Raw genomic sequence first — 22,552 nt, 5'->3', positions numbered from 1 at the left:
GAAACCACGCACGAGGGGCGTCAGACCCCGATTCGTCCGCCGTCCGACTTCCACGCCGCGACCACGGCGGGACGCGGCTGGGAGTCGCCTCCGTCGGGCCAGTGCGAGGCCGGCGATGCCCACGACGCGTCGTCCGTCTCTCCGGGATGCTGCACGCAGACCACGACCCGGCCGTCCTGCACGATCGGACCGCACGTCTCCGCACCGATCGGCACGGTGAGGAACTGCTTCGTCTCACCGCGGCGCGGACCGTCGAGGACGACGCTGAACAATCCGTCGTTGGAGCCGAGTGCGTTGCCGTCGGTCGAGATCCACAGGTTGCCGTACGAATCGAAGGCCAGGTTGTCGGGGCACGAGATCGGACTGACCTGTGACTTGTCGAAGCCGCCGAAGTAGGTGTCGGCCTCGTTCGGGTCCCCGCACACGAGCAGCAGCGTCCACGTGAAGGACGTACCCGCGTGGTCGTCGTCGATCTCGAGGACCTGACCGTTCTTGTTGTTCTCGCGCGGATTCGCCTCGTCGGCCGGGGCGGCGCCGTCGACACCGCGCTTGGTGTTGTTGGTGAGGGCGACGTAGACCTTGCCGGTGACCGGGTTCGGTTCGAAGTCCTCGGGGCGATCCATCTTCGTCGCGCCCACCCGGTCGCCGGCGAGGCGGGTGAACACCGCGACCTCTTCGGCGCTCATGCCGTCGACCAGCGACTCGGCGCTGCCGTCCTCGTTCGAGCGCAACAACGGGATCCATTCGCCGGTGCCGCGGAACTCGCCGTCCTCGGGAAGCGTTCCGGATCCGTCGATCTCGTCCGGATGATCCCCGCTGAGCTTCGCGACGTAGAGCGTGCCCGCGTCGAGCAGGGTCATGTTGTGCCGCATCGCCGCTCGCGAGTTCCCGGGCTGCATCTTCCGCGACGAGACGAACTTGTACATGTAGTCGAAGCGTTCGTCGTCACCGCTGTAGGACACGACGGTGCCGTCGTCGGTGATGTGGACGGTGGCCGCCTCGTGCTTGAACCGTCCCAGTGCGGTGTGCTTGACGGGCACCGAGTTCGGATCCCACGGATCGATCTCGACGATCCACCCGAACCGGTTGACCTCGTTGGGTTCAGCGGCGATGTCGAAGCGCCGGTCGAATCGTTCCCACTTCCGTTCGGTTTCTGCGCCCTCGAGTCCGTACCGGGCGAGACGTTCGGCGACGACCGGGTCGGTCACACTCTCGGCGTTGGCGAAGTACTGGTTGAAGTTCTCCTCGCCCGACAGCACCGTGCCCCACGGCGTGAGGCCACCGGCGCAGTTGTTGAACGTCCCCGCGACCCGCGTACCGGTCGGATCGGCGGTGGTCTTCAGCAGGTCACTGCCCGCGGCCGGTCCGGTGAGGAGGAACTCGGTGGTTCCGGTGATGCGACGGTTGTACTCGCCGAATTCCGGTGTCAGGCGTCCGGTTCCGGGCTTGCCCTTCACCTGGACGACCGACAGCCCGTGACCGGCGATGCCGATGCGTACCTGTTCCTCGGTGGGGTCGTCCGCGTCGTAGTCGGCGAACATGAAGGGCTCGGTGGTGTATTCGTGATTGACGACGAGCAGGTAGGTGTCGGGTCGGCCGTCCACCGGGAGCAGACCGGCGAAGTCGTTGTTGAACCCGAACTGCTTCTCCTGCGCGGTCGCCGTCTGGTTGCCGATGTCGAAGGCCGGTGCATCGGGCAGCACCGGATCGCCCCACCGGATGACGACGTCGTTCTCGTATCCCTCCGGAACCGTCACCGCGTCATCGGTGTTCGGCGCGACCGCCGTGAAGTTCGTGCCGTCGGGTACCGGCCCGAGATCCCCTGCCGCCCCTGCGTCACTACCGGCGGCCGCAGCGGAGTCGTCCGCACAGGCCGTCAGAACGCCACCGGCGCCGACGGCGAGCACGGCCATGGCGCCGCCCCGCAGGACCCCGCGACGCGAGACGGCCGCGCGCACGATGTCGCCGAAGTATTCACCGCGGGAGGTGTTCGGGACGGCGTGCGAACAGGCATCCCCGCACTTGTACTTGCACGTGATGTTCGAGCGCGACGATATGCCGTCGTGCGTGACGAACAAGGGCAGGACTCTACGGGCCACAACGTTCTCCTCGGAAATCGGTTCGACGCCGGAACCGTAGGAGCGTCAGGCGAGTCGGACGGAAAGAGAAGGTGAACACCCGATGAGCATTCGGCGGCCGTGAGACGGCGGTCACAGAACGGGTCGAGGTCAGCCCGGGGCGATGCGGTCGAGATCCACGATCGGCCGGACGCCGGGACGGTCGTCATCGAAGAACTCGTCGCCCGGCTGCCCCTCCTCGTCGTCCTCGACCTCGCCGGGCCTGCCGTCGACGAAGGGCACCACCCGGTTCGTGATCGCGGTGTTGTATTCCGCGGGAGCCTGGATCGGATTGGCGTGTCCGGTGCGGTCGAGTTTCGACACCAGCAGCGTGCCGTCGACACCGCCGGACTGGTCGATCAGGATGCGGTGGCTGTACTCGACGTCGACGACGTTGTCGGCCATGGCGTTCCGTGGCCGGAGGAACGCTATGGCGGGACGGATCTTGTCGTCGCGTTCGTCGGCGAGTGCCCGCAGGTTGTCGATCGCACCGGAGGCGACGATCGCCCGGAACTGCGATTCGATCAGTCCGTTGCTCGCGGCATCGGTCGAGAAGATCTTGTCGTGGAGCACCTCGACCACGACGTCGTGCAACTCTTCGGTGTCGATACGGCGGTACCACCGGTCCGAGGAGAGCACGAAACGGTCCATGCGGGCGACGACCTCGACGAGCATGCGCATGCTGCGGCTCTCCCGTGCGCCGGGCAGCCAGCCGATCCAGCGCAACAGGTCCTCACCGGCATCGCGTGCGTCGGCTCGGACGGCGTGCAGGTCCAACGGAGTGCAGTCCAGAATGATGCCGGTGACCTCGAGCGGGGTGTCCTGATACAGGTGCTGCGCAACTTCGAGGGCGATGATCCCGCCCATACTGTGGCCCATGAGCACGATGTTCTCGATTCCGGACCAGGCTGCCCGCTCCTGGATCATGCGGCTGACGACGGCGGTGTCGAGACCGCTGTTGTCGTACTCGACCGCCCACACCTGCCCGAGTTCGCTCAGTGCGGGCAATGCCGCGGCGGTCTCGGTTGCGTCGAGGTTGCCCAGGCCGACGAGGTCGACGACCGCCGTGTCGCGGTCCTCCCGCGTCGCCGCGTCGTGAACCGGATGTAGCTGCGGCTGCGTGAGAGCGAGTCGCTCACGGACCGGCGCGACGTCCCACGCCCAGTACTGGGTGAACAGGGCGACGAGCGGCAGCGCCGCGACGGCGGTGCGCGCGAGGACTCGTCGGAGCCGGCCGAACCGCACCCAGTGATGACCGGTGCGGGTATCGCGGAGACGTCGCCGCCGACGACTGTCATCCCAGTCGTCGGCGGTGCAGGGCGGTAGCCATGATGCGTTCGACATGCACCACCGATGCTACCGACGGTCTGTGCTCGGCTCAGGGCCCGTCGGCACGGGCCGGGATCAGCTCAGCCCCGTCAGCGGGGGTGCGGAGTTGTCGTCTCGCCACGCGATGGCTTCGCGCAGTTCGGTGAGGTCGTAGTCGGGACCGCCGACACCCACCGTGAACTGCGTGATCCCCAGCTCGACATAGGACGGGGCCGCCTCGGCGCCGGGCCACGAGGTGGACCGCTCGATGTCCTCGGGGCGACGACCGGCGTCGGCGCAGCGCTGCGCGAGGATCTCGGACTTCTCGGCGTGGGTCTCCATCTCGCCGAAGCTGTGCCAGATGTCGGCGTACTTCGCGACCATCGGCAGCGTCTTCTTGGGGCCACCGCCACCGATGAGGATGGGGATGTGCCGGGTGGGCTGCGGATTCAGTTTGCCGAGGCGGTTCACGATGCGGGGCATGTACTCGGCGAGCAGATCGAGCCGGGAACCCTTGGTGCCGAATTCGTAGCCGTACTCGTCGTAGTCCCGCTCGAACCAACCCGAGCCGATGCCGAGGATGAGGCGGCCGCCGCTGATGTGGTCGACGGTGCGGGCCATGTCGGCGAGCAGGTCGGGGTTGCGGTAGCCGCCACCGGTGACCAGTGCGCCGATCTCCACCCGTTCGGTCTGCTCGGCCCAGGCGCCGAGCATCGTCCAGCATTCGAAGTGGGCACCGTCGGGATCGCCGTAGAGCGGGTAGAAGTGGTCCCAGTTGAACACGATGTCGGCGCCTGCGTCCTCGGCGCGGAGCACGGTGTCGCGGATGACGCCGTAGTCGGGTTGCTGCTGGGGCTGTAGTTGGAGTCCGATGCGAATGGGGCGCGTCATGGAGTCCAGGTTAAGAGAGAGTGTGTCTCATGTGGACGGCTTCTTGAAGCAAGTGAGTGCAGCACCGAGATGGAGGAACCCGACGAAATGTTCCCCGCAGGGCTCGATAGCGATCGGCGGACGAGGGGAACGCGCACGACGATGACCTCCAGCTCGGGCGCAGCCGGACGGCGGGCCGGGTCCGGGGCCATGTCGGCAGTTTCCCGCGCGTCCTTCTCCAGAGTCGCTGCGGTCTCGGCGAACTGGTCGAGGGCGGGATTCACGCCGACGAGGGTGAATCGCGTCCGATCACGGTGACGTCGCCACCCCACAGGTCGCCGAGGATTCGGACGAGGAACGCGGTGCTGTGATCCCAGCCGTCGCGCGGGGCGCCGGCGCCGTAAGAGCCGCCGCGGGTGATGAGTAGAACGACGGGCTTACCGTCGAGGAATCGATCGCTGGCGGCGCCACCGGCAATGACAAGGTCGATCAGAGGTACTGCAGTCGGGACCGGCAGGGGATGTCGCCGAATTTACCGGCGTGAAAGTCTTCGAATGCATTGGTGATTTCCACCTTGGTGTTCATGACGAACGGTCCGCCGAGCACCACGGGTTCGCCGATCGGCGGTCCGCTGAAGGTATGGATTCGTGCGGGGGTGTCGCCGTCGGTGGTGTCGATGTCGATGGTGGACGAGCCAGCGTGCGTGCACCCGGAGCGCAGCGCCGGCAGATGGACGAGCAGAGGGAACGAAAGCCGCACCTCGCACCTTTTGGTACCGAATGCCGTACCGAAGTGGTACCGTTTAATGTACCGGTTCAAGAGCTGGGCCGAGAGACTTCGGGGAAGGAGTACCTATGGCTGCCATCACTGCTACCGAAGCGAGAAAAAACTTCTTTCCGCTGGTCGAACAGGTCAACAAGGACCACACCCCTGTGGAAATCGTATCCAAGCGGGGCAATGCCGTCCTGATGTCGAAGGATGACTACGACGCCATGCTCGAGACCTCGTACCTGATGCAGTCTCCGGCCAACGCCCGACGACTGCTCGCCAGCATGCAGAGAGCTCGCGGAGGTGAATACACCGAAAGGGAACTCATCGAGTGAACATCACCTTCACCGACGAAGCCTGGGACGACTACCAGTTCTGGATCTCGACCGACAGAAAACAGCTCAAGCGTGTCAACGAGCTGATCAGGGATTGCCAACGAGACCCGTACTCGGGGATCGGCAAACCCGAACGGCTCAGACATGCCCTGTCAGGACTGTGGTCTCGACGTATCGACAAAGAACACCGCCTGGTCTACGAGGTCATCGACGGTGCCCTGGTCATCATCGCCGCCCGCTACCACTACTGACCCGATCCACGGTCCGACGACCGAATCCGGGCAGGATTATCACTTCTGACTGAGCAACCGCAGACACATCCTTGCCGATGGTCGGGGGGTTGCTTGCAGGTCAGCGACAGTCGACATGCACCGAGACATACACCCGGCCACTGTGCTCGCCGCTCCACTGGTCCGGACCTTCGACGGCCGCGGCGATGTCGAACTGGTCGGGTTCGGACCAGTCCACCGGCTCGGGTGCCGCGATCAATGCGGTGGTGTCGAGCTCGGCGGACGGGAACTGCTGGTCGGTGTTGCCCACCGTCAGTACCGGCCAGCCGCACGCAGCGCGGAGCAGATGGTCGATGGCCGATGTGCGCCACGCGGTCGCCGAGAACCGGATCGTGTCCTGAGCGAGTAAGTCCACTGCCCGCCTGACACCGACGGCGTGCGCCGCGGCCATCTCCACCCCGGTGCTTATGCCGCTGTCGAGCAGCCACGCATGGAATATGGGTATGAGCCGCTGGTACTCGTCGACCGCGGTTCGGCGAGAGCGATCTGCGAGCGAGACCACCGTCCCCTGGTTCTTCTGCGCTCGCTTCTTGGCTTTCGCGGCGCGCTTCTGCCCGGCCGAACCTCTGCTCTTGTCGGACATGTGGCAGGACCTTTCATCGACGACCGGTTTCTGTCGCGCCCACCCGATGCATTCCTGCCTCGCACACGCGTGTCCGGCAGGCTTGTCGGCGGGCGATCGGTATCGGACACTGCTCGGTATGTATCGCCGAGCGAAAGGCCGCCGAACTTCGTGGACATGGTGATCGCCCGCAACCCGGACCCGGAATCACGGCTGCCGTTCCTGCTGCGCCTGCCCCTGTCGGACGGACTGGTGTTTCGCACCTCCGACACCTGGCCGCGTACCAAAGCCCTGTTCTGCTATCCCGTTCCGGCCGACGAGTGGCCTGAGGACCCCGAGATCGTCGAGCAGGTTCGGTTGCGTTCGTGTGTGCGTCGCGGCGCCGCGATCGACGTGGTCCTGGACCGGGGACGGGAGAACCGGTCGCAGATCGTGTTCACCCAAGCTCGGGGGCGCGATGCCGTGTTCTGGCAATCCCCGCGCACTCGGAAGCAGGCACGTCCGAATGTGCGCACCCCCACCGCCCGAGCCGCCGGCATCGCCGAGCTGACGATCGTCGTCGATTCCCACGAGCGTTACCCCTACAAATTCCCCGGGCAGCAGGTCGACACCGTCCGCCGTGCGCTGGCGTGCGGAGACTACGGTCTGCTCGTCGACGACCGGTTGGTCGCCTCGGTCGAACGCAAGTCGTTGGCCGACCTGGTAGGCAGCCTGACCAGCGGGAGGCTGCGTTTCGCGATGGCCGAGCTCGCTGCCCTGCCCCGCGCCGCAGTGGTGGTCGAAGACCGTTACTCGGCGGTGTTCAAGTTCGAACGGGTCCGGCCGGCAATGATCGCGGACGGTCTCGCCGAGCTGCAGGTCCGCTACCCCGGTGTGCCGATCGTGTTCTGCGAGACTCGTCAGCTCGCCGAGGAGTGGACCTACCGCTATCTCGCCGCCGCGCACGAGTGGACCGGCGTCGAGGACGCGGCGTGTGACCGCATCACACCGCAGCACAAGGACGCTCCCACCGCGGAACCGTCCACCGCCGACGTACGCGCGTGGGCCCGCGGCGAGGGCATGAAGGTCCCCGATCGTGGCCGGCTCCGTCCCCAGGTGTGGGCGGCCTGGCGCAACGCTCACGCCTCGGGGTGAGGCTGAACGCCGCAGCAGCCGATGCCACGTCCTGCCGTTTCGTGCGGAAGGCGCGGCGACTGCCACGCGTGCTCGATAGACCGCGCCCCCATCCAGCGGTTCGACGCCACGCCGTGCTGAGCACGGCGATCACGTCATCGTCGAGCATGATTACTGAATCGTCCCCTGATTTCATCGAGGGTGAGCCAGGCATCCCGGAAGGATCACCCCAGACTCATCATGGCGAACTACAGATACCCTCAGGAACTGGCGTGAGCGAGCGACCCGACTCGCCGTCGAAGCCCGCCGTGACCCCGACACCCGCACCGGCGCGCCATCAACCGGATCGCCGAGCAGACCGGCGTCCACAAGGAAGCCCTGCGGACCTGGGTGCGCAAAGCCGAAGACGACGAGCTCCCGACCGAGCCGGTCGATGCCGAAGCGCGCATCCGCCGTCTGGAGAAGGAGAACCGCGAACTACGGCAGTTGATGGAGATATTTCGCTCTGCCACAGTGTTTTTCGCGAAGGCGGAGTTCGTCCCCCGCAAGTGGGAGGTGGCCCCACGCCGACTGAAGTAATCGCCTGTGTTCATCGACGAACACAAACACCGCTGGGGGATCGAACCGATCTGTCGCGTTCTGTCGGAGAACACCGGCCGGGAAGACGTCGAAGCGGCCACCGTGCAATGGGTGCATTGGTTCGATACCGAACGGGTCCACGGCATACTCGACTACCGCACCCCGACCGAGATCGAGACCGCCTACTACGCACAACCACCGGCCGCACCTGCGGCCTGAGGACTGAACACACGCTCAGCCTCAACAAGACTCGGGACTTGACGATCCAGTGGAACAACCCGACCCGAGTGGTCGGACGATCAGCCATGCCAGCAGAGCGATCGTTACCGCACAACCATATTCACAGCAACGCGCTCAGCTGATCGGTGCATTCGGGCTAAGGAAACATCTCGTATCGTCGCCCGAGTTCCCGCAGGAAGGACTCGAGAACGAGGTCGAAGCTCTCGGCATCGATCTCGGCGGCGTACTCGCGAAGCCGATGCGCCTGCGACAGATGCGGATACCGCTCGTTGTAGGTGTCGATGTGATCGTCGAATCCGCCCGCGAACGAGGTGATCGCGGAACCGATGACGATGTACTTGATCGAGGCTCCGATCATCGTCGCGAAGCGGGGCGGCCAGCCGGCGCGGGTGAGGCCGCCGTGGATGGCGTCGGACGCCTGGAGGGAGACGGGCCGGGTGCCGGGACTCGAGGCGAGGAAGGGCACCATATTCGGGTGCGCGGCGAGCGCGTCGCGGTAGGTGCGGGCCCAGCGTCGGAGCGCTTCCTGCCAGTCGTCCTCGGCGAACCCGCTGACGTCGACCGATTCGCCGATGGCGTCGGCGATGTCGTCGAGCAGTTCTTCCTTGGTGGCGTAGTGGCTGTACAGCGACGGGGCGCGAACACCCAGTTCGGCGGCGATCCGACGCATCGAGACGGCGTCGAGGCCGTGCTCGTCGACGAGTCGCAGCGTGACGTCGCGGATGAGTTCACGGCTGAGCAGAGGCGTGCGCGGGCGCGCCATCCATCGTCCTCCTTCCGGCCCGGCCTGGACGAGCTAACAATGTAAGGTTAGTTTGGAATCGCGAGAAGCGCTACGGCGCCGGCATCCCTGGAAGGCCCCTCCATGAACCTGAAGCTCACCGAGGAGGAGCGTGCGTTCCGCGACGAACTGCGCACCTTCTTCACCACCGAGATCCCCGCCGAAGTGCGTGCGAAGACCGCCTCCGGCACCCCGCTGGGCAAGGACGACTACGTCGCCGTCCAGCGCATCCTGCATTCGCGCGGCCTCGCCGTTCCCAACTGGCCCGTCGAATGGGGCGGTCAGGACTGGACGCCGATGCAGCGCAACATCTGGCTCAGCGAGCTGCAGCTCGCGTCGGTGCCCGACCCGCTGCCGTTCAACGCCTCCATGATCGGGCCGGTCATCGCGCAGTTCGGCTCGCAGGAGATGAAGGAACGCTTCCTCCCCGCCACCGCCAACCTCGACATCTGGTGGTGCCAGGGCTTCTCCGAGCCCGAGGCCGGCTCCGACCTCGCGTCCCTCAAGACCCGCGCCGTCCGCGACGGCGACGACTACATCGTCAACGGGCAGAAGACGTGGACGACGCTCGCGCAGCACGCCGACTGGATCTTCTGCCTCGTCCGCACCGATCCGAACGCGAAGAAGCAGGCCGGCATCTCGATGCTGCTCTTCTCGATGGACACCCCGGGCGTCACCCGCCGTCCGATCAAGCTGATCGACGGTGGCTACGAGGTCAACGAGGTCTTCTTCGAGGACGTGCGCGTTCCGGCCGAGAACCTCGTCGGCGAGGAGAACACCGGCTGGACGCAGGCGAAGTTCCTGCTCGGCAACGAGCGCACCGGCATCGCCCGGGTCGGCGCTACCAAGGTCAAGCTCGCGCGGGCGAAGTCCCTCGCGGCCGAGACCCGCTACGGCAGCGGCTCGCTGCTCGACGACCCGATCTTCGCGGCGCGTCTGGCCGAACTCGAGAACGAACTGCTCGCTCTCGAGCTCACCCAGTTGCGCGTCGTCGCCGGCTCGGCCGACGGCAAGCCCAACCCGGCATCATCGCTGCTCAAGATGCGCGGCTCCGAGCTGCAGCAGGCAGCGACCGAACTGCTCGTCGACATCGCCGGCCCCGATTCGCTGCCCGCCGGCGAGGCCGGTATCGACTCGCCCGACTGGGCACAGCTGACGATGCCGACCTACCTCAACAACCGTAAGGTCACCATCTACGGCGGATCGAACGAGGTCCAGCGTTCGATCATCGCTTCCTCGATTCTCGGACTGTGAGGCCCCGGACATGAATTTCGAACTCGACACCGAACAGGACATGCTCCGCGCGACCGTCCGCGACCTGCTCTCCGGCGCGTACGACGTCGAATCGCGCAACCGGGTGGCCGAAGGTGACCTGGGCTGGAACCGCGACGTGTGGAAGCAGCTCGCCGAACTCGGCGTGCTCGGCCTGCCCTTCGCGGAGGAGCACGGCGGCATGGGAGCCGGACCGGTGGAGGTCATGGCCGTCATGACCGAGATCGGCCGCGCGCTCGCACCGGAGCCCGTGCTCGACTGCGTCTACCTGCCCGGCCGGCTTGTCGCCGAGGTCGGCACCGACGCGCAGCGCTCCGACATCCTGCCGCGACTGTCCGAGGGCACCGTGCTCCTCGCGTTCGCGCACGACGAGCCGGGTAGCCGCTGGCCGCACACCGAGGTGGCCACCACTGCGGCGCGCGACGGCGACTCCTGGACCGTCTCCGGCCGCAAGAACCCTGTGCTGCATGGCGATTGTGCCGACACCTTCATCGTCTCCGCGAAGCTCCCGGAGGGTGGCGTCGGACTGTTCGTCGTCGACGCATCGGCCGACGGTCTGGTCCGCACGCCGTACCGCACCCACGACGAGCGTCGCGGTGCGCAGCTCGTGCTCGACGATGTCGCGGCCACCCCGCTCGGTGAGGCGGCCGACGCGTCCGCCGCCATCACCGCCGCGCAGGTGCACGCGCAGGCGGCACTGTGCGCCGAGGCGGTCGGTGCCCTCGACTCCTCGGTGCAGCTGACGACGGGCTACCTCAAGCAGCGCAAGCAGTTCGGTGTGCCGCTGTCGATGTTCCAGGCGCTCACCCACCGTGCGGCCGACATGTACGTGCTGTACGAGCTGGCGTCGAGCATGAGCCTGTACGCGACCATGGCCCTCGCCGACGGCATCGTCGACCCGACCATCGCCTCGCGCGCCAAGCTGCAGGTCGGCCGGTCCGCGCGGAAGATCGGCCAGGAGTCCGTGCAGATGCACGGCGGCATCGGTGTCACGGCCGAGCACTCCATCGGCCACTACCTGAGCCGCCTGACCGCGATCGAGCACACCCTCGGCACCATGGACGATCACCTGCGGGTGCTCGCCGGCGGTGTGAAGGACTACGAGCTCGTGGAGATCGCCGGAATGTGACCGATCGGGCTCACTCCCGGGGCAGCAGTGTCCCCAGCGGACCGAGATCGATGTTGAGATCCTCGGGGGTGAGCCCGAAATGGTCGCGCAGTTCGCCCATGCGCTGCTCGAGCAGCATCAGTGTCGTGCCGAGCCGTTCGATCTGCTCGTCGCTGAGATCCCCTGCATCCATGCGGTGCAGGGCCTGACGCTCCATCAGTTGCCGGAGCAGTTCGACGAGCGTGAGCACCAGCGTCACCAGGCCCCGCTCCACGGATTCGGGATCGGCGTCGATACGCGACGGAAAGTTCACCGGCTCGCTCACGAACCCTCCCGGGCCCCACGCGGAACGGGGACGTCGACCCCGGGCAGCGACAGGGTACTGATCGACGAGATCAACGCGCGTAACGAGATCCGCACCAGATCGATCTCCGCGATCGACAACGTGATATCGCCGGTGATGACCACGCCGCCCGACAGCACCCGATCCAGCAGATCGATCAGAGCGATCCGCCGTTCCTCGTCCACCGATCCGTCGGCGTACCTCACGGCGAGATCCGTTCTGCTCCGGCGAACGAGTAGGGCGGCCACGGGCCGCTCGTCTCGAGCCTGATCCCCTGATGCAGGGACCCGAGTTCCTCCACCTCGGAACGGAATTCGTCCGTCCTGTCGTCGTCGACGAGATACGTCCCGTTGAGCAGCATCCACTCGTGGCTGCCGCTCAGTGCCGGATCGGTCGGCGCGCTCCGGCGACCTGCAGCGGATACGCGCAGCAGTCGCTCGTGGATCTCGGCGGCGCGTTCGGCCGCATCGCGTTCGACGCTCTCCTGCGCCGCCAATTGCGCACGCCGGCGCAGCAGATAGGCCGTGCCCGTGCCGGAACCCGCCCCCTCCGCATGCGCTTCGGCGACGGCCGCGGTCAGTGCCTTGCGATCGGCGAACGCCTTGACCCCCCATTCGGTACGACCGGTCACGAGGGCGAGCGCAGACGCGAACTGCTCCCGGTGCTCGGTGAGCAGGGCCCGGACCCGTTCGTCGTCGAGGCAGACGGTCGCGAGTCGCAGGGGTACCACGGAGACGTGCCGTGCCAATCCGGCGACGACCGAATCATGGGTGCGGGCCACTCTTTCCAACCAGTCCAGGTCCTCGAGATTGCGTGCCAGTGCGGCCTCGCCGAAATCGTCCAGGGGCACCGTTCCGACCACGGCGGTCAGTTCGCCTTCCTGCACCGTGCGGACCTGCTCACCGGCGACACCGGAGGCACCCTCGGTCTCGTGGCCGACGAGCGTCCCGTCGGTCACGGCGTACATCCAGATCCCGGTCGTGTCAGTCACGGTCCTCCTCGTCCACGATCTCCGCCGTTTCCGGCTCCAATTTCTCCGCTCGGGCCTCGAGTGAGGCCAGCCGCTCGCGCAGCTGCCGATTCTCCAGCTCGAGTTCCGCCCGGCTCGAATCGACCTCGGGTGCGCGAGCCTTGCTCGTCAACCACGGATCGCTCTCCCACCAGTCGATCCCGACGGCCTTGGCCGTCTCGAGCGATGCGATGACGAGGCGGAGCTTGATCGTGAGCAGTTCGATGTCGAGCAGATTCACCTGGATGTCGCCGGCGATGACCAATCCCTTGTCGAGGACACGCTCGAGGATGTCGCCGAGATTGGTCGACCGGCCTCCACCCCCGTAGGGCTGCGGTGACGACGTGCCACCTCCCCCACCGACCACACCGTCATGACCCGGTCCTCGCACCGATGTCGCTGCTTCCGCGTCCGTAACGCCGGGTCCGCCGGTACGCGAGCAGATTCCCGTCCAGGTCGACCTCCACCTCGTAGAGCGCGAGCATGTCGGCCGACGACGGAATCCGCCTGTCCTCCACGACCTCCACCTCCACGACCCATCCGTCCTCGGTGGGTTCGACGGAGGTGACCCCCTGAGCCTCCTTCGAGGTCAGTTCCTTCAGATGTGTGAGGGCCGCCGATGCGGCCTCGGCCGCCGAGATCGCGGGCGGGCCGGTGTCCTGCGCCACGGGATCACTCCTTTCCCTCGGCGGGGCCGGATCCACCCCGGGAGATCATCCGGTTCAGTACGGCCTGCTGCGCCTCGTCCTTCTCCTCGGGCGTCAGCTCGCCCGCCTCCGCCGCTTCCTCGATCTGCTCGAGTTCGCGCCGCACGTTGGCGGGATCGTGCAGTTGCTGTTCGACCTGCTCCTGGATGATCTCTCCGAGCCACATCACTCCCTTGACGGGAACGAGGGGCAGCGTGAACAGGGAGGTCAGCAGACCCATCGTCAACCTCCTTCGCCGGAATCGGATTTCGCCACGAAGTCGTAGGCCGCCATCGGGCCGAGCAACGAGATCTCGACCCGGTCCTCCCATTCCCGACCCAGTTCCTGCAGGGCCTGTTCGAGTTCGTCCTGCCGCTCGAGTTCGACGAGGACGGCGATGTGCACGGCATCCTGCTCGTGCGTGGGTTGCCGCTCGTTGACCATCGGGTCGAGAGAGGACAGAGCCTCGACCGTGCGGCGCGTGTCCTCGTTCCGTTTGGCCTCGATCGTCGCGTTGATGATCTCCCCGAGCGCCATCCGGGCCTCGCGGGTCGCGTCCTCGGACTGGCCGCGGATCTGCTCCCGCAACTGCGCCGCCTCGGAGTTCTCCTCGAGGATCTCCTGCAGGATCGCTCTCTCGTCGTACCGTCCCTTCACGACGAACTGTGCGAGACCGTCGAGTTGATCGAGGGCCGAGGCGAGTTCGTCCTCGTTCCCCTCGAGCAACTCCGCGGCCACCGCGTCCCGGTCGGTGAGGACGGCACCGAATCTCAGCGGGAGCACGGGGGCGACCGCCACGGTCCCGTCGAGCAACGCGGCGTGCGCCTTGAGATCGTCCGGTGTGCCGAGAGCGCGATCGGTCGGGATCTCGCTCACCAGCGCAGCGATGCGACCGGACTTGACCACCGACACCTCGGCCGGCGGATTGCCCACCCCTTCCGCATGCTCCTCCGGTTCCACATCCGACGGGACGATGCCGTAGACGTAGACCGCAGTGGCAGTGGCGGTTTCGTCGCTGTCGCCCTGCTCGGGTCGTTCGGTCTGTTCGGTGGACATCAGTCCTCACCCCTGCGTGATCGTCGAGCGGGCTGCCGCTGCTCCTGGACGTCCCCGAGGAACTCGCTGACCTTCTCCCCCGCAGCCTCGAGCGCGCCCTTCGTCTTGTGCTTGGAACCGCCGGAGGTGATGTCGCCGACGAGATCCGGAAGGCCCTTCGGCTCGTTGTCGGAGATCTCGAGCCGGTTCACCGCTTCCGCGAAACGCAGATAGGTGTCGACACTGGCCACGACGACGCGGGCGTCGATGGTGAGCAGTTCGATACCGACGAGCGAGACACGCACGAACGCGTCGATGACGAGGCCTTTGTCGAGGATGGTGTCGATGACGTCGGCGAGGCCGGACGAATTGGGACGGGCCATACCGCCCCCGCCGCCTCCACCGCCGCCCCCTGCAGGTTGAATGGTCATGACCGGGATCCTCTCGAGCGGGACGAGCGCGTACCGGTGCTCTTCGTCGCCCGGGTCCGCTTGGCGGGCGCACGTTTCCGAGGCGGTTCGGGCTCTTCCTCTTCGTCGTCGGGTTCTTCGTCGGAGGACTCGTCCTCCTCGGTCTCGTCCTCCTCTTCGGGATACTCGTCCTCGAGATCCTCCTCATCCTCGTATTCGTCCTCGGACGGTTCACCCTCCTCGAAATCCTCGTCCTCGTCGCGGATCTCGCCTTCGTCACCGGAGGTGTCGGTCTCTCCCTCCTCACCGTTCTCGCCGGTGTCCTCCTGCTCCCGCTCCTCTTCCTCCCGTCGCGCGGTCTCGTCGTCCTTGACGACCTCGCTGTCGCGGATCTCGCCGTGCCAGCCGACGACGTCGTCGGGATGCAACACGGCTTCGGTCATGACGTGGCGCCGGAAGTGCTTCAGTTCCAGGCGTGACCGGCGACCCACCGCCCGCCACAGATTCGCGGTGCGCTCGAACAGACCCCGGGGGTGATACTCGAGCACCAGGAGTATCCGGGTGAGATCCGGTGTGAGTTCATGGAAGGTCACCGCGCCGTCGATGTAACCCTTCCCTCCCTTGGAACGCCACACGATCCGCTCGAACGGCACCTGTTCGAGGATCGTGGACTCCCAGTTCCGACGCGACCAGAAAACCTTGCCCGTCCAATGGAGTTTCTCGTCCTGGACCTGCTCGACCTGTTCGACCTTCTTCATGAACTTCGGCCAGTCGGCGAATTGCGTCCACAGGTCGTAGGCCAGATCGACCGGCACCCCCACGTCGATGCTCTCGACGATGTTGGTGAGCTTGATCTTCTTGTTGCCGCCGCCGCCCCCCTTGCCCCCGCCGGTGACGGCCTCCTTGACGTCCTCGAACTTGTCCTTCGCGGTGTTCTTCAGATTCTCGAACCCCGAGCTCGCCGCCGCCTTCAGCGGCGACTCGCCCTGAGCGAGCTTGTCGACGCCGGTGAGCGCACTGGCCAGATTTCCGCCTTTGCCCTCGGAGTAATCCTGTAATCGTCCCGCCGTGCCGGTGACCCTGTCCGACAGGCTCGACAACGCATTCTGCGCGACGGTTCCTGCGAGGCCCTGCAACGACTGCTGCAGACCGCCGGTCAGTCCGCCCGTGGCCTTCCCCGCCGTGTCCGAGGCGGTGCGGCCCGCCTTACCGGCGGTATCGGTCGCGGTCTTCCCGGCCTTGCCCACCGCGTCGGCGACTCCGCCCGATACATCGCTCAACCTGGCCATCGCTCTCACCGCTTCGTTCGACGTACGGGTGCACGACCGGAGGAGGAGGACGACGCAGTGCTACGCGCTGCGCGCTTGCGCGGCTTCGGAGGTGCCTCTTCCGAATCGTCCGAGTCTTCGCTGTCGGCCGTCTTCTTGCTGCGGGAAGTCCGCGGACGGGATGTGGCGCGAGCTGCACGGCGCCGCGGTGCGGGATGCTCGGGTTCCGCCTCCTCTTCGTCGCCCGAATCCTCCTCGTCGGCACCCTCTTCGTCCGTCTCGTCGTAATCCGGCTCCTCGTCGCGACTCCGGCTGCCGCGACGCTTGCTGCCGCGACCTTCCTCCTCGTCGCGTGATTCGTCGTATTCGTCCTCGTATTCGGCGTCCTGGGGTTCCTCCGACCCTCCGCCGCCACCGCTCGCACGGGACTGCAGACGTTCGTTGAGGGCGTCGATCCGGTTGCTGGCCGCGGTCACGGCAGCGGCACGAGCCGCATGCATGAGTTCTCCGCGAACGGATTCGGTGATCTTGTTGATCTCGGGAGACGAGCCGAGCATCGAGGCGCTGCGCTGCAGGAGTTCCTGCGGATTGCTGGGCAGTTTGCCGGTCATTCCGGCCCCGGCGAGCATCATGGCCACCCGCATCTTCTTGGTACGGCCGAGGAAATATCCGATGCCCACACCGAGGGCGACTCGTGCTCCGGGTTTCATCACCGTTCTCCTTCGTATGCCGCGCGTCGTAGGGCGTGCTCGAAGGTGTCCGGGAGGTCTCGGTACGGTACGCAGCCGACGCGCATCTTTGTGTGATGCAAACCACAGTACGTCACTCGAGACCTTGATTCGTATGCTTCGTCGGCATGCGGATCCCGGAGTGAACGACAGGCCTGGAAAGTGCCAATCAGTATGTTATGCAGCAGGATACGAACATTGCTACATATCCGGTCCCGCCGTCCGCGGTCATGCCAAAGAAAGGTTCTCGAGCCGGTAAGGGTTTCGGAAACCGGAGACTATCGACGCGGATGCACCGGGGCAACGATCCCGGTCGCCTGCAACGCGAATGCCGCTTCGGGGCCGATGATTTCGCCCACGAGCGCGAGGAAGCGTTCGACGAAGGCCGGCCCGTGGGCCCCCTCGGTGGCGTCGTCGGGATCCTGCGGATCGAGATGGTGCGCGAGTTCGTGCAACACCACCATCTCGCGGAACGCCCACGCAGTGTTCGCCCGGTGCTCGGGAAGGGCGATGGTCGCGCAGTCGCGTTCGTAGTGTGCGGCCGCGTTGCCCGCACGGGCCCGCACGCGCACCGGCACGGCGGCGCGCTCCCACCGGGCGCGTACCCAGTCGAGGGCGAGCACGGCGTCGATGTAGTCCTGGACCGAGGCGATGGAGGCGAACCGTCTCTCGACCGGGAGCGTGACGTGGGAACCGGCGACCTCGACGGTCCGCAGACCGCGCTCGTCGGCGCGGTCAAGCATCTTCCGCACGATCGACTCCGCTTCGTACACAGCGGTTCTGCGGGTATCGCGCACCTTCGTCACCGTTCCAGCCTCCTCGGAGCCGACGGCAGTTCGGGTGCCGTCCCCAGTCGGGCCGCGCGTCCGGCGCGGTCGCCCGCGCGCCGGGCATCGGCCGAGCGCGCCGACGGGGCCCGGCTTCCCCGCCAACTGCCCCGTGCCTGCGACGTACTGCGGTAGAAGTTCTGGAGTTCCAGACTCTTCCCACGCAACACCAACGCCGTACCGGGCGCGGATGTTTCCACCTCGCGTTCGATCTCCTGCTTCGCCTCGGTCAGCCGGGCGCCGATGCGGGCGGCGAACGCCGACTGGAAGTTCAGCCGGGCCGTCACCGCGGCAACGGGCTTGCGCACGCGTGTGCGCACACGGCGACCGCCGCGTTCCTCGACGACGGTGCGCACCGTGGTCTCGTTCCGGTAGGTGCCCTCGCGCAGATACGCGTCGGACGCCCGCACCATCTGCACGAGCAGAGAGGAATACAGCGCCTCGCACACGTCGATGTCGTCGGCGAAGCCGTAGGCGTAGATGACGGTGGAGTTCGCGGTGATGTCGCACTGCACGTCGTTGGCTACCGCGATCGCGATGAACAACTGGGCGTAGGTGCGCAGTCCCTTCTTCCCCGTCTCGCCGATGGTGATCAGTCGCTGCACGGGAGTCGCGCGACGTTCCTTCGCCGCTGTGTGGCTGCGCGCGACCGCCAGATCGATCGAGGAGGACGTTGCGAGTCGCTGCGCCGCAGCGAGGAAGGCGTCGGCCTCGTGAGGGTTGTCGGTGGACTCCGCCTGGCGGAGCAACCCGCCGATACGACTCAACATTTTGTCCGAACTCACCCAGCGAGCGTAGAGCCTGGCACCGACTCCGCCCACGAGACCGGGAACACGCACGAAATTCCTGCGAAACCGCCCGCAACCCACCAAGATCGTGCAGATGGACACTGCGGTCGATTTCGTCACCGATATCAACGACATGTTCTGGTATGCGGTGATCGCACTGCTCATCGGTTCTGGCCTGTACTACACGATCCGCTCCCGGTTCATCCAGATCCGGCTCCTGCCCGACATGCTGCGTTCCATCGTGGAGAAACCCGAGAGACAACCCAACGGAGAACCGGGCCTGTCCGCCTTCCGGGCCTTCTCCGTCTCGGCGGCCTCCCGTGTGGGAACGGGCAACGTCGCCGGTGTCGCGATCGCGATCAGCCTCGGTGGTCCCGGCGCGGTGTTCTGGATGTGGGCGATGGCCCTGGTCGGTGCGGCGACCGCCTTCCTCGAGTCCACCCTCGCGCAGCTGTACAAGGTGCGCGACGAGGACGGCGCCTTCCGCGGCGGCCCCGCCTACTACATGCAGTACGGGCTGCGGAAACGCTGGATGGGCATGATCTTCGCGGTCATCATCACCATCACCTACGGATTCGTGTTCAACGCGGTGCAGACCAACTCGATCGTCGATGCGGTGTCGGGTTCCGTCGGCGAGAAGACCATGACCCTCCAGGTGATCGTGGGCCTGGTCGTCGCCCTCATCGTCGGCGTGGTGATCTTCGGCGGTATCCGCCGCATCTCCGGTGTCTCCCAGATCGTCGTGCCGGTCCTGGCGTTCGTCTACCTGGTCATCGGCATCATCGTCGTCATCCTCAACATCGGCGAGGTTCCGACCATGTTCCGCCTCATCGTCGAGAACGCCTTCGGTTTCGAGGAGATCGTCGGTGGTGGTTTCGGTGCCGCCTTCATGAACGGCATCCGCCGAGGTCTCTTCTCGAACGAGGCCGGCATGGGCTCGGCACCCAACGCCGGTGCCGCCGCCGCGGTCTCCCACCCGGTCAAGCAGGGCCTGGTCCAGAGCCTCGGCGTCTACTTCGACACCCTGCTGGTCTGCTCGATCACGGCCTTCATCATTTTGCTGTCGGAACCCGAGTTCGGCAGTGGTCTCGAGGGTGCCGCCCTCACCCAGAACGCGCTCGCGCTGCAACTCGGCGACTGGACGGTGCACTTCCTCGCCGTGCTGATCTTCTTCCTCGCGTTCACCTCGGTGATCGGCAACTACTACTACAGCGAATCCAACATGGAGTTCCTCACCGGATCGCGCCGCATCCTGCCCTACCTGCGCTCGGCGGTCGTGCTGTGCGTCTTCCTCGGTGCCATCGGCTCGCTGCCGCTGGTGTGGGCGCTGGCCGACCTCGCCATGGGGATCATGGCCACCGTCAACCTCATCGCCCTGATCCCGCTGTCGGGTATCGCCTACGCGTTGTTCCATCACTACAGCGCGCAACGCAAGCAGGGTCGCGACCCCGTCTTCCGTGCCGGTGACGTCCCGGGCGTCCGCGGAATCCAGGTCTGGAAGGACGACGACGTCACGCCGGTCGAGAGCCGATCGAGCGACGCACGGTAGATTCCCCTACCGCACGAGCGTGTACCGCTTCGGAAAGGATCTTCGAGATGGCGTCGGTGACCTTCGACAAGGCCACGTGCCTGTTCCCCGGCTCGAGTACGCCCGCGGTCGACGCGCTCGACCTCGAGATCGAGGACGGCGAGTTTCTCGTCCTCGTCGGACCGTCGGGCTGCGGCAAGTCGACCTCGCTGCGCATGCTCGCTGGTCTCGAGGAGGTGCACAGCGGGCGCATCCTCATCGGCGACGAGGACGTCACCGGGCAGGATCCGAAGGAACGCGACATCGCGATGGTGTTCCAGAACTACGCCCTCTACCCGCACATGTCGGTCGCGGAGAACATGGGCTTCGCGCTGAAGCTGGCCAAGACACCGAAGAACGAGATCCGCGAACGGGTCGTCGAGGTCGCGAAGATGCTCGACCTCGAGCAGTTCCTCGACCGCAAGCCCAAAGCGCTGTCCGGCGGTCAGCGTCAGCGCGTCGCGATGGGCCGCGCCATCGTCCGCCAGCCGCAGGTCTTCCTCATGGACGAGCCGCTGTCGAACCTCGACGCCAAACTCCGCGTGCAGACCCGCACGCAGATCGCGCAGCTGCAGCGGCGCCTCGGCACCACCACCGTCTACGTCACCCACGACCAGGTCGAGGCCATGACGATGGGTGACCGCGTCGCGGTGCTCGAGAAGGGCATCCTGCAGCAGTGCGCGTCGCCACGCGTGCTCTACAACAAGCCCGCGAACGTCTTCGTCGCCGGTTTCATGGGCTCGCCCGCGATGAACCTCTTCCGCCTCCCGGTCTTCGACCGCGGCGCGATGATCGGCGACACCCACGTACCGGTGCCGCGCGACGTGGTCGGCCAGGTCACCGAGAAGGAGGTCGTGCTCGGGATCCGGCCCGAACACCTCGAGATCTCGAACGAGGGTCTGGCCATGGACGTCGACGTGGTCGAGGAGCTCGGCTCGGAGGCCTACGTCTACGGCCGGGCCGACGTCGGCGGGATCGTCCAGCAGATCGTCGCCCGCAGCGACTGGCGCAACCCTCCGCAGAAGGGCGACCGGCTGTACCTGCGCTTCGACCCCGAACACGTGCACGTCTTCGGAACGTCCGACGGGAAGCGGATCGGCTGATCACCGCCCCGGGATCGGTCTGCGGAGTCGACACTCGACCGATTCAGGATGGGCGGAATGCCGACTTTTACCGGTGCTGCGTGCCACAGTAGTGACCGGTGTCGGTGCACCTGGGTCACCGACGTGTGTTTTTCGACCTCGAAATGGGGAGTTGTTGATGGTTCTGAATACGAAGGCGATGCGGAGGGCTGCGATCGCCGCTACGGCCGCGACCGCGCTCGTTCTCGCGGGCTGCTCGTCGGACAACGGTGGCGACGACACCTCGACCGGCGGCGAGGGTACCGCTGCTTCCGGTGAGGGCCGCGGCCCGATCACGATCGTCGAGGGGCAGGATCCCCTGAACGCGGCGCTCGAGAGCATCATCGCCGACTGGAACGCCGAGCATCCCGACGAGCAGGTGACGTTCAAGCCGCTGGCCAAGGAGGCCAACGACCAGTACGACGACATCGCCCAGCGGATGCAGGCCCGCAGCGACGAGTACGACCTCATCGCCGTGGACGTCACCAACACGGCGGAGTTCGCCGCGAACGGCTGGCTGCTCCCCCTCGAGGACGACCTGGCGATCGACACCGAGGGCCTGCTGCCCGCGACCGTCGAGTCGGGCACCTACAACGGCACCCTGTACGCCGCCCCGAAGAATACCAACGGCGCGTTCCTCTACTACCGCACCGACCTCGTCGACGAGGCCCCCGCGACCTGGGACGACCTGAAGGCCGAGTGCCCGAAGGCCGAGGAGGCGGGCATCGCCTGCTACATCGGTCAGTTCAAGAACTACGAGGGTCTGACGGTCAACGTCACCGAGATCGTCAACGCCTTCGGTGGCTCCTTCGTCGCCGAGGACGGCCTGACCCCCGCCGTCGACGACAAGACGGCCGAGGGCCTGCAGTTCATCGTCGACAACTTCGAGGACGGCATCATCCCGGCCGCCGCGCAGACCTACACCGAGGGCGAGTCGCAGACCGCCTTCGGCAACGGCGAGGCACTGTTCCTGCGCACGTGGCCCGGCTTCTACACCGACGGTGAGAGCTCATCGGTCGCCGGTAACTACGGCATCGCCGTCCTGCCCGGTGTCGACGGCCCCGGCGTCTCGACGCTCGGCGGTTACAACGTCGGCATCAGCGCGTTCTCGGATGCTCCCGCCACCGCGCGCGACTTCCTCGAGTTCATGCAGACCCGCCAGGCACAGATGTACTACGCGGAAGCGGGCGGCGCCCCGGTTCTCGCCGAGGTCTACGACGACGCCTCGATCCTCGAGCAGTACCCCTACTTCTCGACGCTGAAGGAGGCCCTTGAGGCCGCGAAACCGCGTCCGGCGTCGCCGTACTACTCGGCCGTGTCCAAGGCGATCGCCGACAACGCCTACGCTGCGATCCGTGGCGAGAAGACCGTCCAGCAGGCGCTGGACGACACCCAGGCCGGCATCGAGACCGCCGGCAACTGATGCT

The 22,552-nt window shown here is 66.4% G+C and carries 28 protein-coding genes; 10 read left to right on the top strand and 18 right to left on the bottom strand.

Annotation, left to right across the window (positions count from 1 at the left end; all coding sequences use genetic code 11):
* Positions 1 to 20 precede the first annotated feature (20 nt).
* From LPH33_RS24910 to LPH33_RS26865, 4 genes are all read right to left on the bottom strand, one after another.
* Entirely contained in the window at positions 21 to 2,099 is a 2,079-nt protein-coding gene (locus tag LPH33_RS24910) for a PhoX family protein (protein WP_229566554.1), read from the bottom strand.
* A 129-nt stretch (positions 2,100 to 2,228) separates the two neighbouring features.
* Positions 2,229 to 3,461: an alpha/beta hydrolase gene (locus LPH33_RS24905; protein WP_229566553.1), complete on the bottom strand. Its 1,233-nt coding sequence runs from the start codon at positions 3,459 to 3,461 to the stop codon at positions 2,229 to 2,231.
* Between the two features lie 60 nt (positions 3,462 to 3,521).
* On the bottom strand, positions 3,522 to 4,316 hold the full coding sequence (locus tag LPH33_RS24900; protein WP_229566552.1) for an LLM class F420-dependent oxidoreductase: 795 nt from the start codon (positions 4,314 to 4,316) through the stop codon (positions 3,522 to 3,524).
* 468 nt (positions 4,317 to 4,784) lie between these two features.
* Complete coding sequence (locus LPH33_RS26865; RefSeq protein ID WP_267499182.1) at positions 4,785 to 5,054, bottom strand: pirin-like C-terminal cupin domain-containing protein; 270 nt, start codon at positions 5,052 to 5,054, stop codon at positions 4,785 to 4,787.
* 95 nt (positions 5,055 to 5,149) lie between these two features.
* On the opposite strand from LPH33_RS26865, the gene LPH33_RS24890 reads away from it, so the two are divergent.
* Together LPH33_RS24890 and LPH33_RS24885 are read left to right on the top strand one after the other, a co-directional pair.
* The gene (locus LPH33_RS24890) at positions 5,150 to 5,398 is read left to right on the top strand and encodes a type II toxin-antitoxin system Phd/YefM family antitoxin (protein WP_060652490.1); all 249 of its coding nucleotides are present in this window, start codon (positions 5,150 to 5,152) and stop codon (positions 5,396 to 5,398) included.
* Entirely contained in the window at positions 5,395 to 5,649 is a 255-nt protein-coding gene (locus LPH33_RS24885) for a Txe/YoeB family addiction module toxin (RefSeq protein WP_024102500.1), read from the top strand. Before LPH33_RS24890 ends, LPH33_RS24885 begins: the two co-directional genes overlap by 4 nt.
* A 100-nt stretch (positions 5,650 to 5,749) precedes the next feature.
* Here LPH33_RS24885 and LPH33_RS24880 read toward each other — a convergent pair whose 3' ends face one another.
* A complete protein-coding gene (locus LPH33_RS24880; RefSeq protein ID WP_229566551.1) occupies positions 5,750 to 6,271 on the bottom strand; it encodes a hypothetical protein in 522 nt (173 codons plus the stop codon).
* Positions 6,272 to 6,427: 156 nt separating this feature from the next.
* Between LPH33_RS24880 and LPH33_RS24875 the strand changes: the two genes are divergently transcribed.
* The 3 genes from LPH33_RS24875 (at position 6,428) to LPH33_RS24865 (ending at position 8,161) form a co-directional block, all read left to right on the top strand.
* Positions 6,428 to 7,384, top strand: a complete 957-nt coding sequence (locus LPH33_RS24875) for an ERCC4 domain-containing protein (protein WP_019290518.1) — start codon at positions 6,428 to 6,430, stop codon at positions 7,382 to 7,384.
* 315 nt (positions 7,385 to 7,699) lie between these two features.
* Positions 7,700 to 7,942: a transposase gene (locus LPH33_RS24870; protein ID WP_081314601.1), complete on the top strand. Its 243-nt coding sequence runs from the start codon at positions 7,700 to 7,702 to the stop codon at positions 7,940 to 7,942.
* A 6-nt stretch (positions 7,943 to 7,948) separates the two neighbouring features.
* On the top strand, positions 7,949 to 8,161 hold the full coding sequence (locus LPH33_RS24865) for a hypothetical protein (protein ID WP_060652491.1): 213 nt from the start codon (positions 7,949 to 7,951) through the stop codon (positions 8,159 to 8,161).
* A gap of 157 nt (positions 8,162 to 8,318) precedes the next feature.
* On the opposite strand, the gene LPH33_RS24860 is transcribed toward LPH33_RS24865, so the two are convergent.
* Positions 8,319 to 8,945, bottom strand: a complete 627-nt coding sequence (locus LPH33_RS24860; protein ID WP_006550849.1) for a TetR/AcrR family transcriptional regulator — start codon at positions 8,943 to 8,945, stop codon at positions 8,319 to 8,321.
* A 102-nt stretch (positions 8,946 to 9,047) separates the two neighbouring features.
* On the opposite strand from LPH33_RS24860, the gene LPH33_RS24855 reads away from it, so the two are divergent.
* Positions 9,048 to 10,217: an acyl-CoA dehydrogenase family protein gene (locus LPH33_RS24855; RefSeq protein ID WP_229566549.1), complete on the top strand. Its 1,170-nt coding sequence runs from the start codon at positions 9,048 to 9,050 to the stop codon at positions 10,215 to 10,217.
* A 10-nt stretch (positions 10,218 to 10,227) separates the two neighbouring features.
* Positions 10,228 to 11,364, top strand: a complete 1,137-nt coding sequence (locus LPH33_RS24850) for an acyl-CoA dehydrogenase family protein (protein WP_060652492.1) — start codon at positions 10,228 to 10,230, stop codon at positions 11,362 to 11,364.
* Positions 11,365 to 11,374: 10 nt separating this feature from the next.
* Here the strand turns inward: LPH33_RS24850 and LPH33_RS24845 are convergent, their stop codons facing one another.
* The 12 genes from LPH33_RS24845 to LPH33_RS24790 all read right to left on the bottom strand — a co-directional run bounded on the left by LPH33_RS24845 (position 11,375) and on the right by LPH33_RS24790 (position 18,434).
* Positions 11,375 to 11,668: a gas vesicle protein K gene (locus LPH33_RS24845; protein WP_016693994.1), complete on the bottom strand. Its 294-nt coding sequence runs from the start codon at positions 11,666 to 11,668 to the stop codon at positions 11,375 to 11,377.
* Positions 11,665 to 11,892, bottom strand: coding sequence for a gas vesicle protein (locus LPH33_RS24840; RefSeq protein WP_060652494.1), 228 nt, complete (start codon positions 11,890 to 11,892; stop codon positions 11,665 to 11,667). The genes LPH33_RS24845 and LPH33_RS24840 overlap by 4 nt, the downstream gene beginning before the upstream one ends.
* Positions 11,889 to 12,677, bottom strand: a complete 789-nt coding sequence (locus LPH33_RS24835; RefSeq protein ID WP_229566548.1) for a GvpL/GvpF family gas vesicle protein — start codon at positions 12,675 to 12,677, stop codon at positions 11,889 to 11,891. The genes LPH33_RS24840 and LPH33_RS24835 overlap by 4 nt, the downstream gene beginning before the upstream one ends.
* Positions 12,670 to 13,086, bottom strand: coding sequence for a gas vesicle protein GvpJ (gene gvpJ / locus LPH33_RS24830; protein ID WP_420714467.1), 417 nt, complete (start codon positions 13,084 to 13,086; stop codon positions 12,670 to 12,672). Before gvpJ (LPH33_RS24830) ends, LPH33_RS24835 begins: the two co-directional genes overlap by 8 nt.
* A complete protein-coding gene (gene gvpO, locus LPH33_RS24825; protein ID WP_060652497.1) occupies positions 13,067 to 13,363 on the bottom strand; it encodes a gas vesicle protein GvpO in 297 nt (98 codons plus the stop codon). The genes gvpJ (LPH33_RS24830) and gvpO overlap by 20 nt, the downstream gene beginning before the upstream one ends.
* Positions 13,364 to 13,367: 4 nt before the next feature.
* A complete protein-coding gene (locus tag LPH33_RS24820; protein ID WP_229566547.1) occupies positions 13,368 to 13,622 on the bottom strand; it encodes a gas vesicle protein GvpG in 255 nt (84 codons plus the stop codon).
* A 2-nt stretch (positions 13,623 to 13,624) separates the two neighbouring features.
* Positions 13,625 to 14,437, bottom strand: coding sequence for a GvpL/GvpF family gas vesicle protein (locus tag LPH33_RS24815; protein ID WP_229566546.1), 813 nt, complete (start codon positions 14,435 to 14,437; stop codon positions 13,625 to 13,627).
* Positions 14,437 to 14,847 carry a gas vesicle protein GvpJ gene (gvpJ, locus tag LPH33_RS24810; RefSeq protein WP_024102484.1) on the bottom strand — a complete coding sequence of 137 codons (411 nt, stop codon included), beginning with the start codon at positions 14,845 to 14,847 and terminating at the stop codon, positions 14,437 to 14,439. The genes LPH33_RS24815 and gvpJ (LPH33_RS24810) overlap by 1 nt, the downstream gene beginning before the upstream one ends.
* Complete coding sequence (locus LPH33_RS24805) at positions 14,844 to 16,115, bottom strand: SRPBCC family protein (RefSeq protein WP_229566544.1); 1,272 nt, start codon at positions 16,113 to 16,115, stop codon at positions 14,844 to 14,846. Before LPH33_RS24805 ends, gvpJ (LPH33_RS24810) begins: the two co-directional genes overlap by 4 nt.
* 5 nt (positions 16,116 to 16,120) lie before the next feature.
* A complete protein-coding gene (locus tag LPH33_RS24800; protein ID WP_229566543.1) occupies positions 16,121 to 16,804 on the bottom strand; it encodes a hypothetical protein in 684 nt (227 codons plus the stop codon).
* A gap of 296 nt (positions 16,805 to 17,100) precedes the next feature.
* Positions 17,101 to 17,628: a TIGR04338 family metallohydrolase gene (locus tag LPH33_RS24795; RefSeq protein WP_229566541.1), complete on the bottom strand. Its 528-nt coding sequence runs from the start codon at positions 17,626 to 17,628 to the stop codon at positions 17,101 to 17,103.
* Entirely contained in the window at positions 17,625 to 18,434 is an 810-nt protein-coding gene (locus LPH33_RS24790; protein WP_229566539.1) for a DUF2786 domain-containing protein, read from the bottom strand. The genes LPH33_RS24795 and LPH33_RS24790 overlap by 4 nt, the downstream gene beginning before the upstream one ends.
* Before the next feature lie 97 nt (positions 18,435 to 18,531).
* Here LPH33_RS24790 and LPH33_RS24785 point away from each other — a divergent pair, with 97 nt between their 5' ends.
* From LPH33_RS24785 to LPH33_RS24775, 3 genes are all read left to right on the top strand, one after another.
* Entirely contained in the window at positions 18,532 to 19,986 is a 1,455-nt protein-coding gene (locus LPH33_RS24785; RefSeq protein ID WP_229566538.1) for an alanine/glycine:cation symporter family protein, read from the top strand.
* Between the two features lie 47 nt (positions 19,987 to 20,033).
* Positions 20,034 to 21,107 (top strand): ABC transporter ATP-binding protein, encoded by a 1,074-nt coding sequence (locus LPH33_RS24780; protein WP_229566536.1) that lies wholly within the window; start codon positions 20,034 to 20,036, stop codon positions 21,105 to 21,107.
* Positions 21,108 to 21,264: 157 nt separating this feature from the next.
* Positions 21,265 to 22,548: an ABC transporter substrate-binding protein gene (locus LPH33_RS24775; protein WP_229566535.1), complete on the top strand. Its 1,284-nt coding sequence runs from the start codon at positions 21,265 to 21,267 to the stop codon at positions 22,546 to 22,548.
* Positions 22,549 to 22,552: the final 4 nt, after the last annotated feature.

Source organism: Rhodococcus sp. RDE2 (assembly GCF_020885655.1).
Lineage (GTDB): Bacteria > Actinomycetota > Actinomycetes > Mycobacteriales > Mycobacteriaceae > Rhodococcus > Rhodococcus pyridinivorans.
This window is presented reverse-complemented; position numbering and strand designations above follow the sequence as displayed.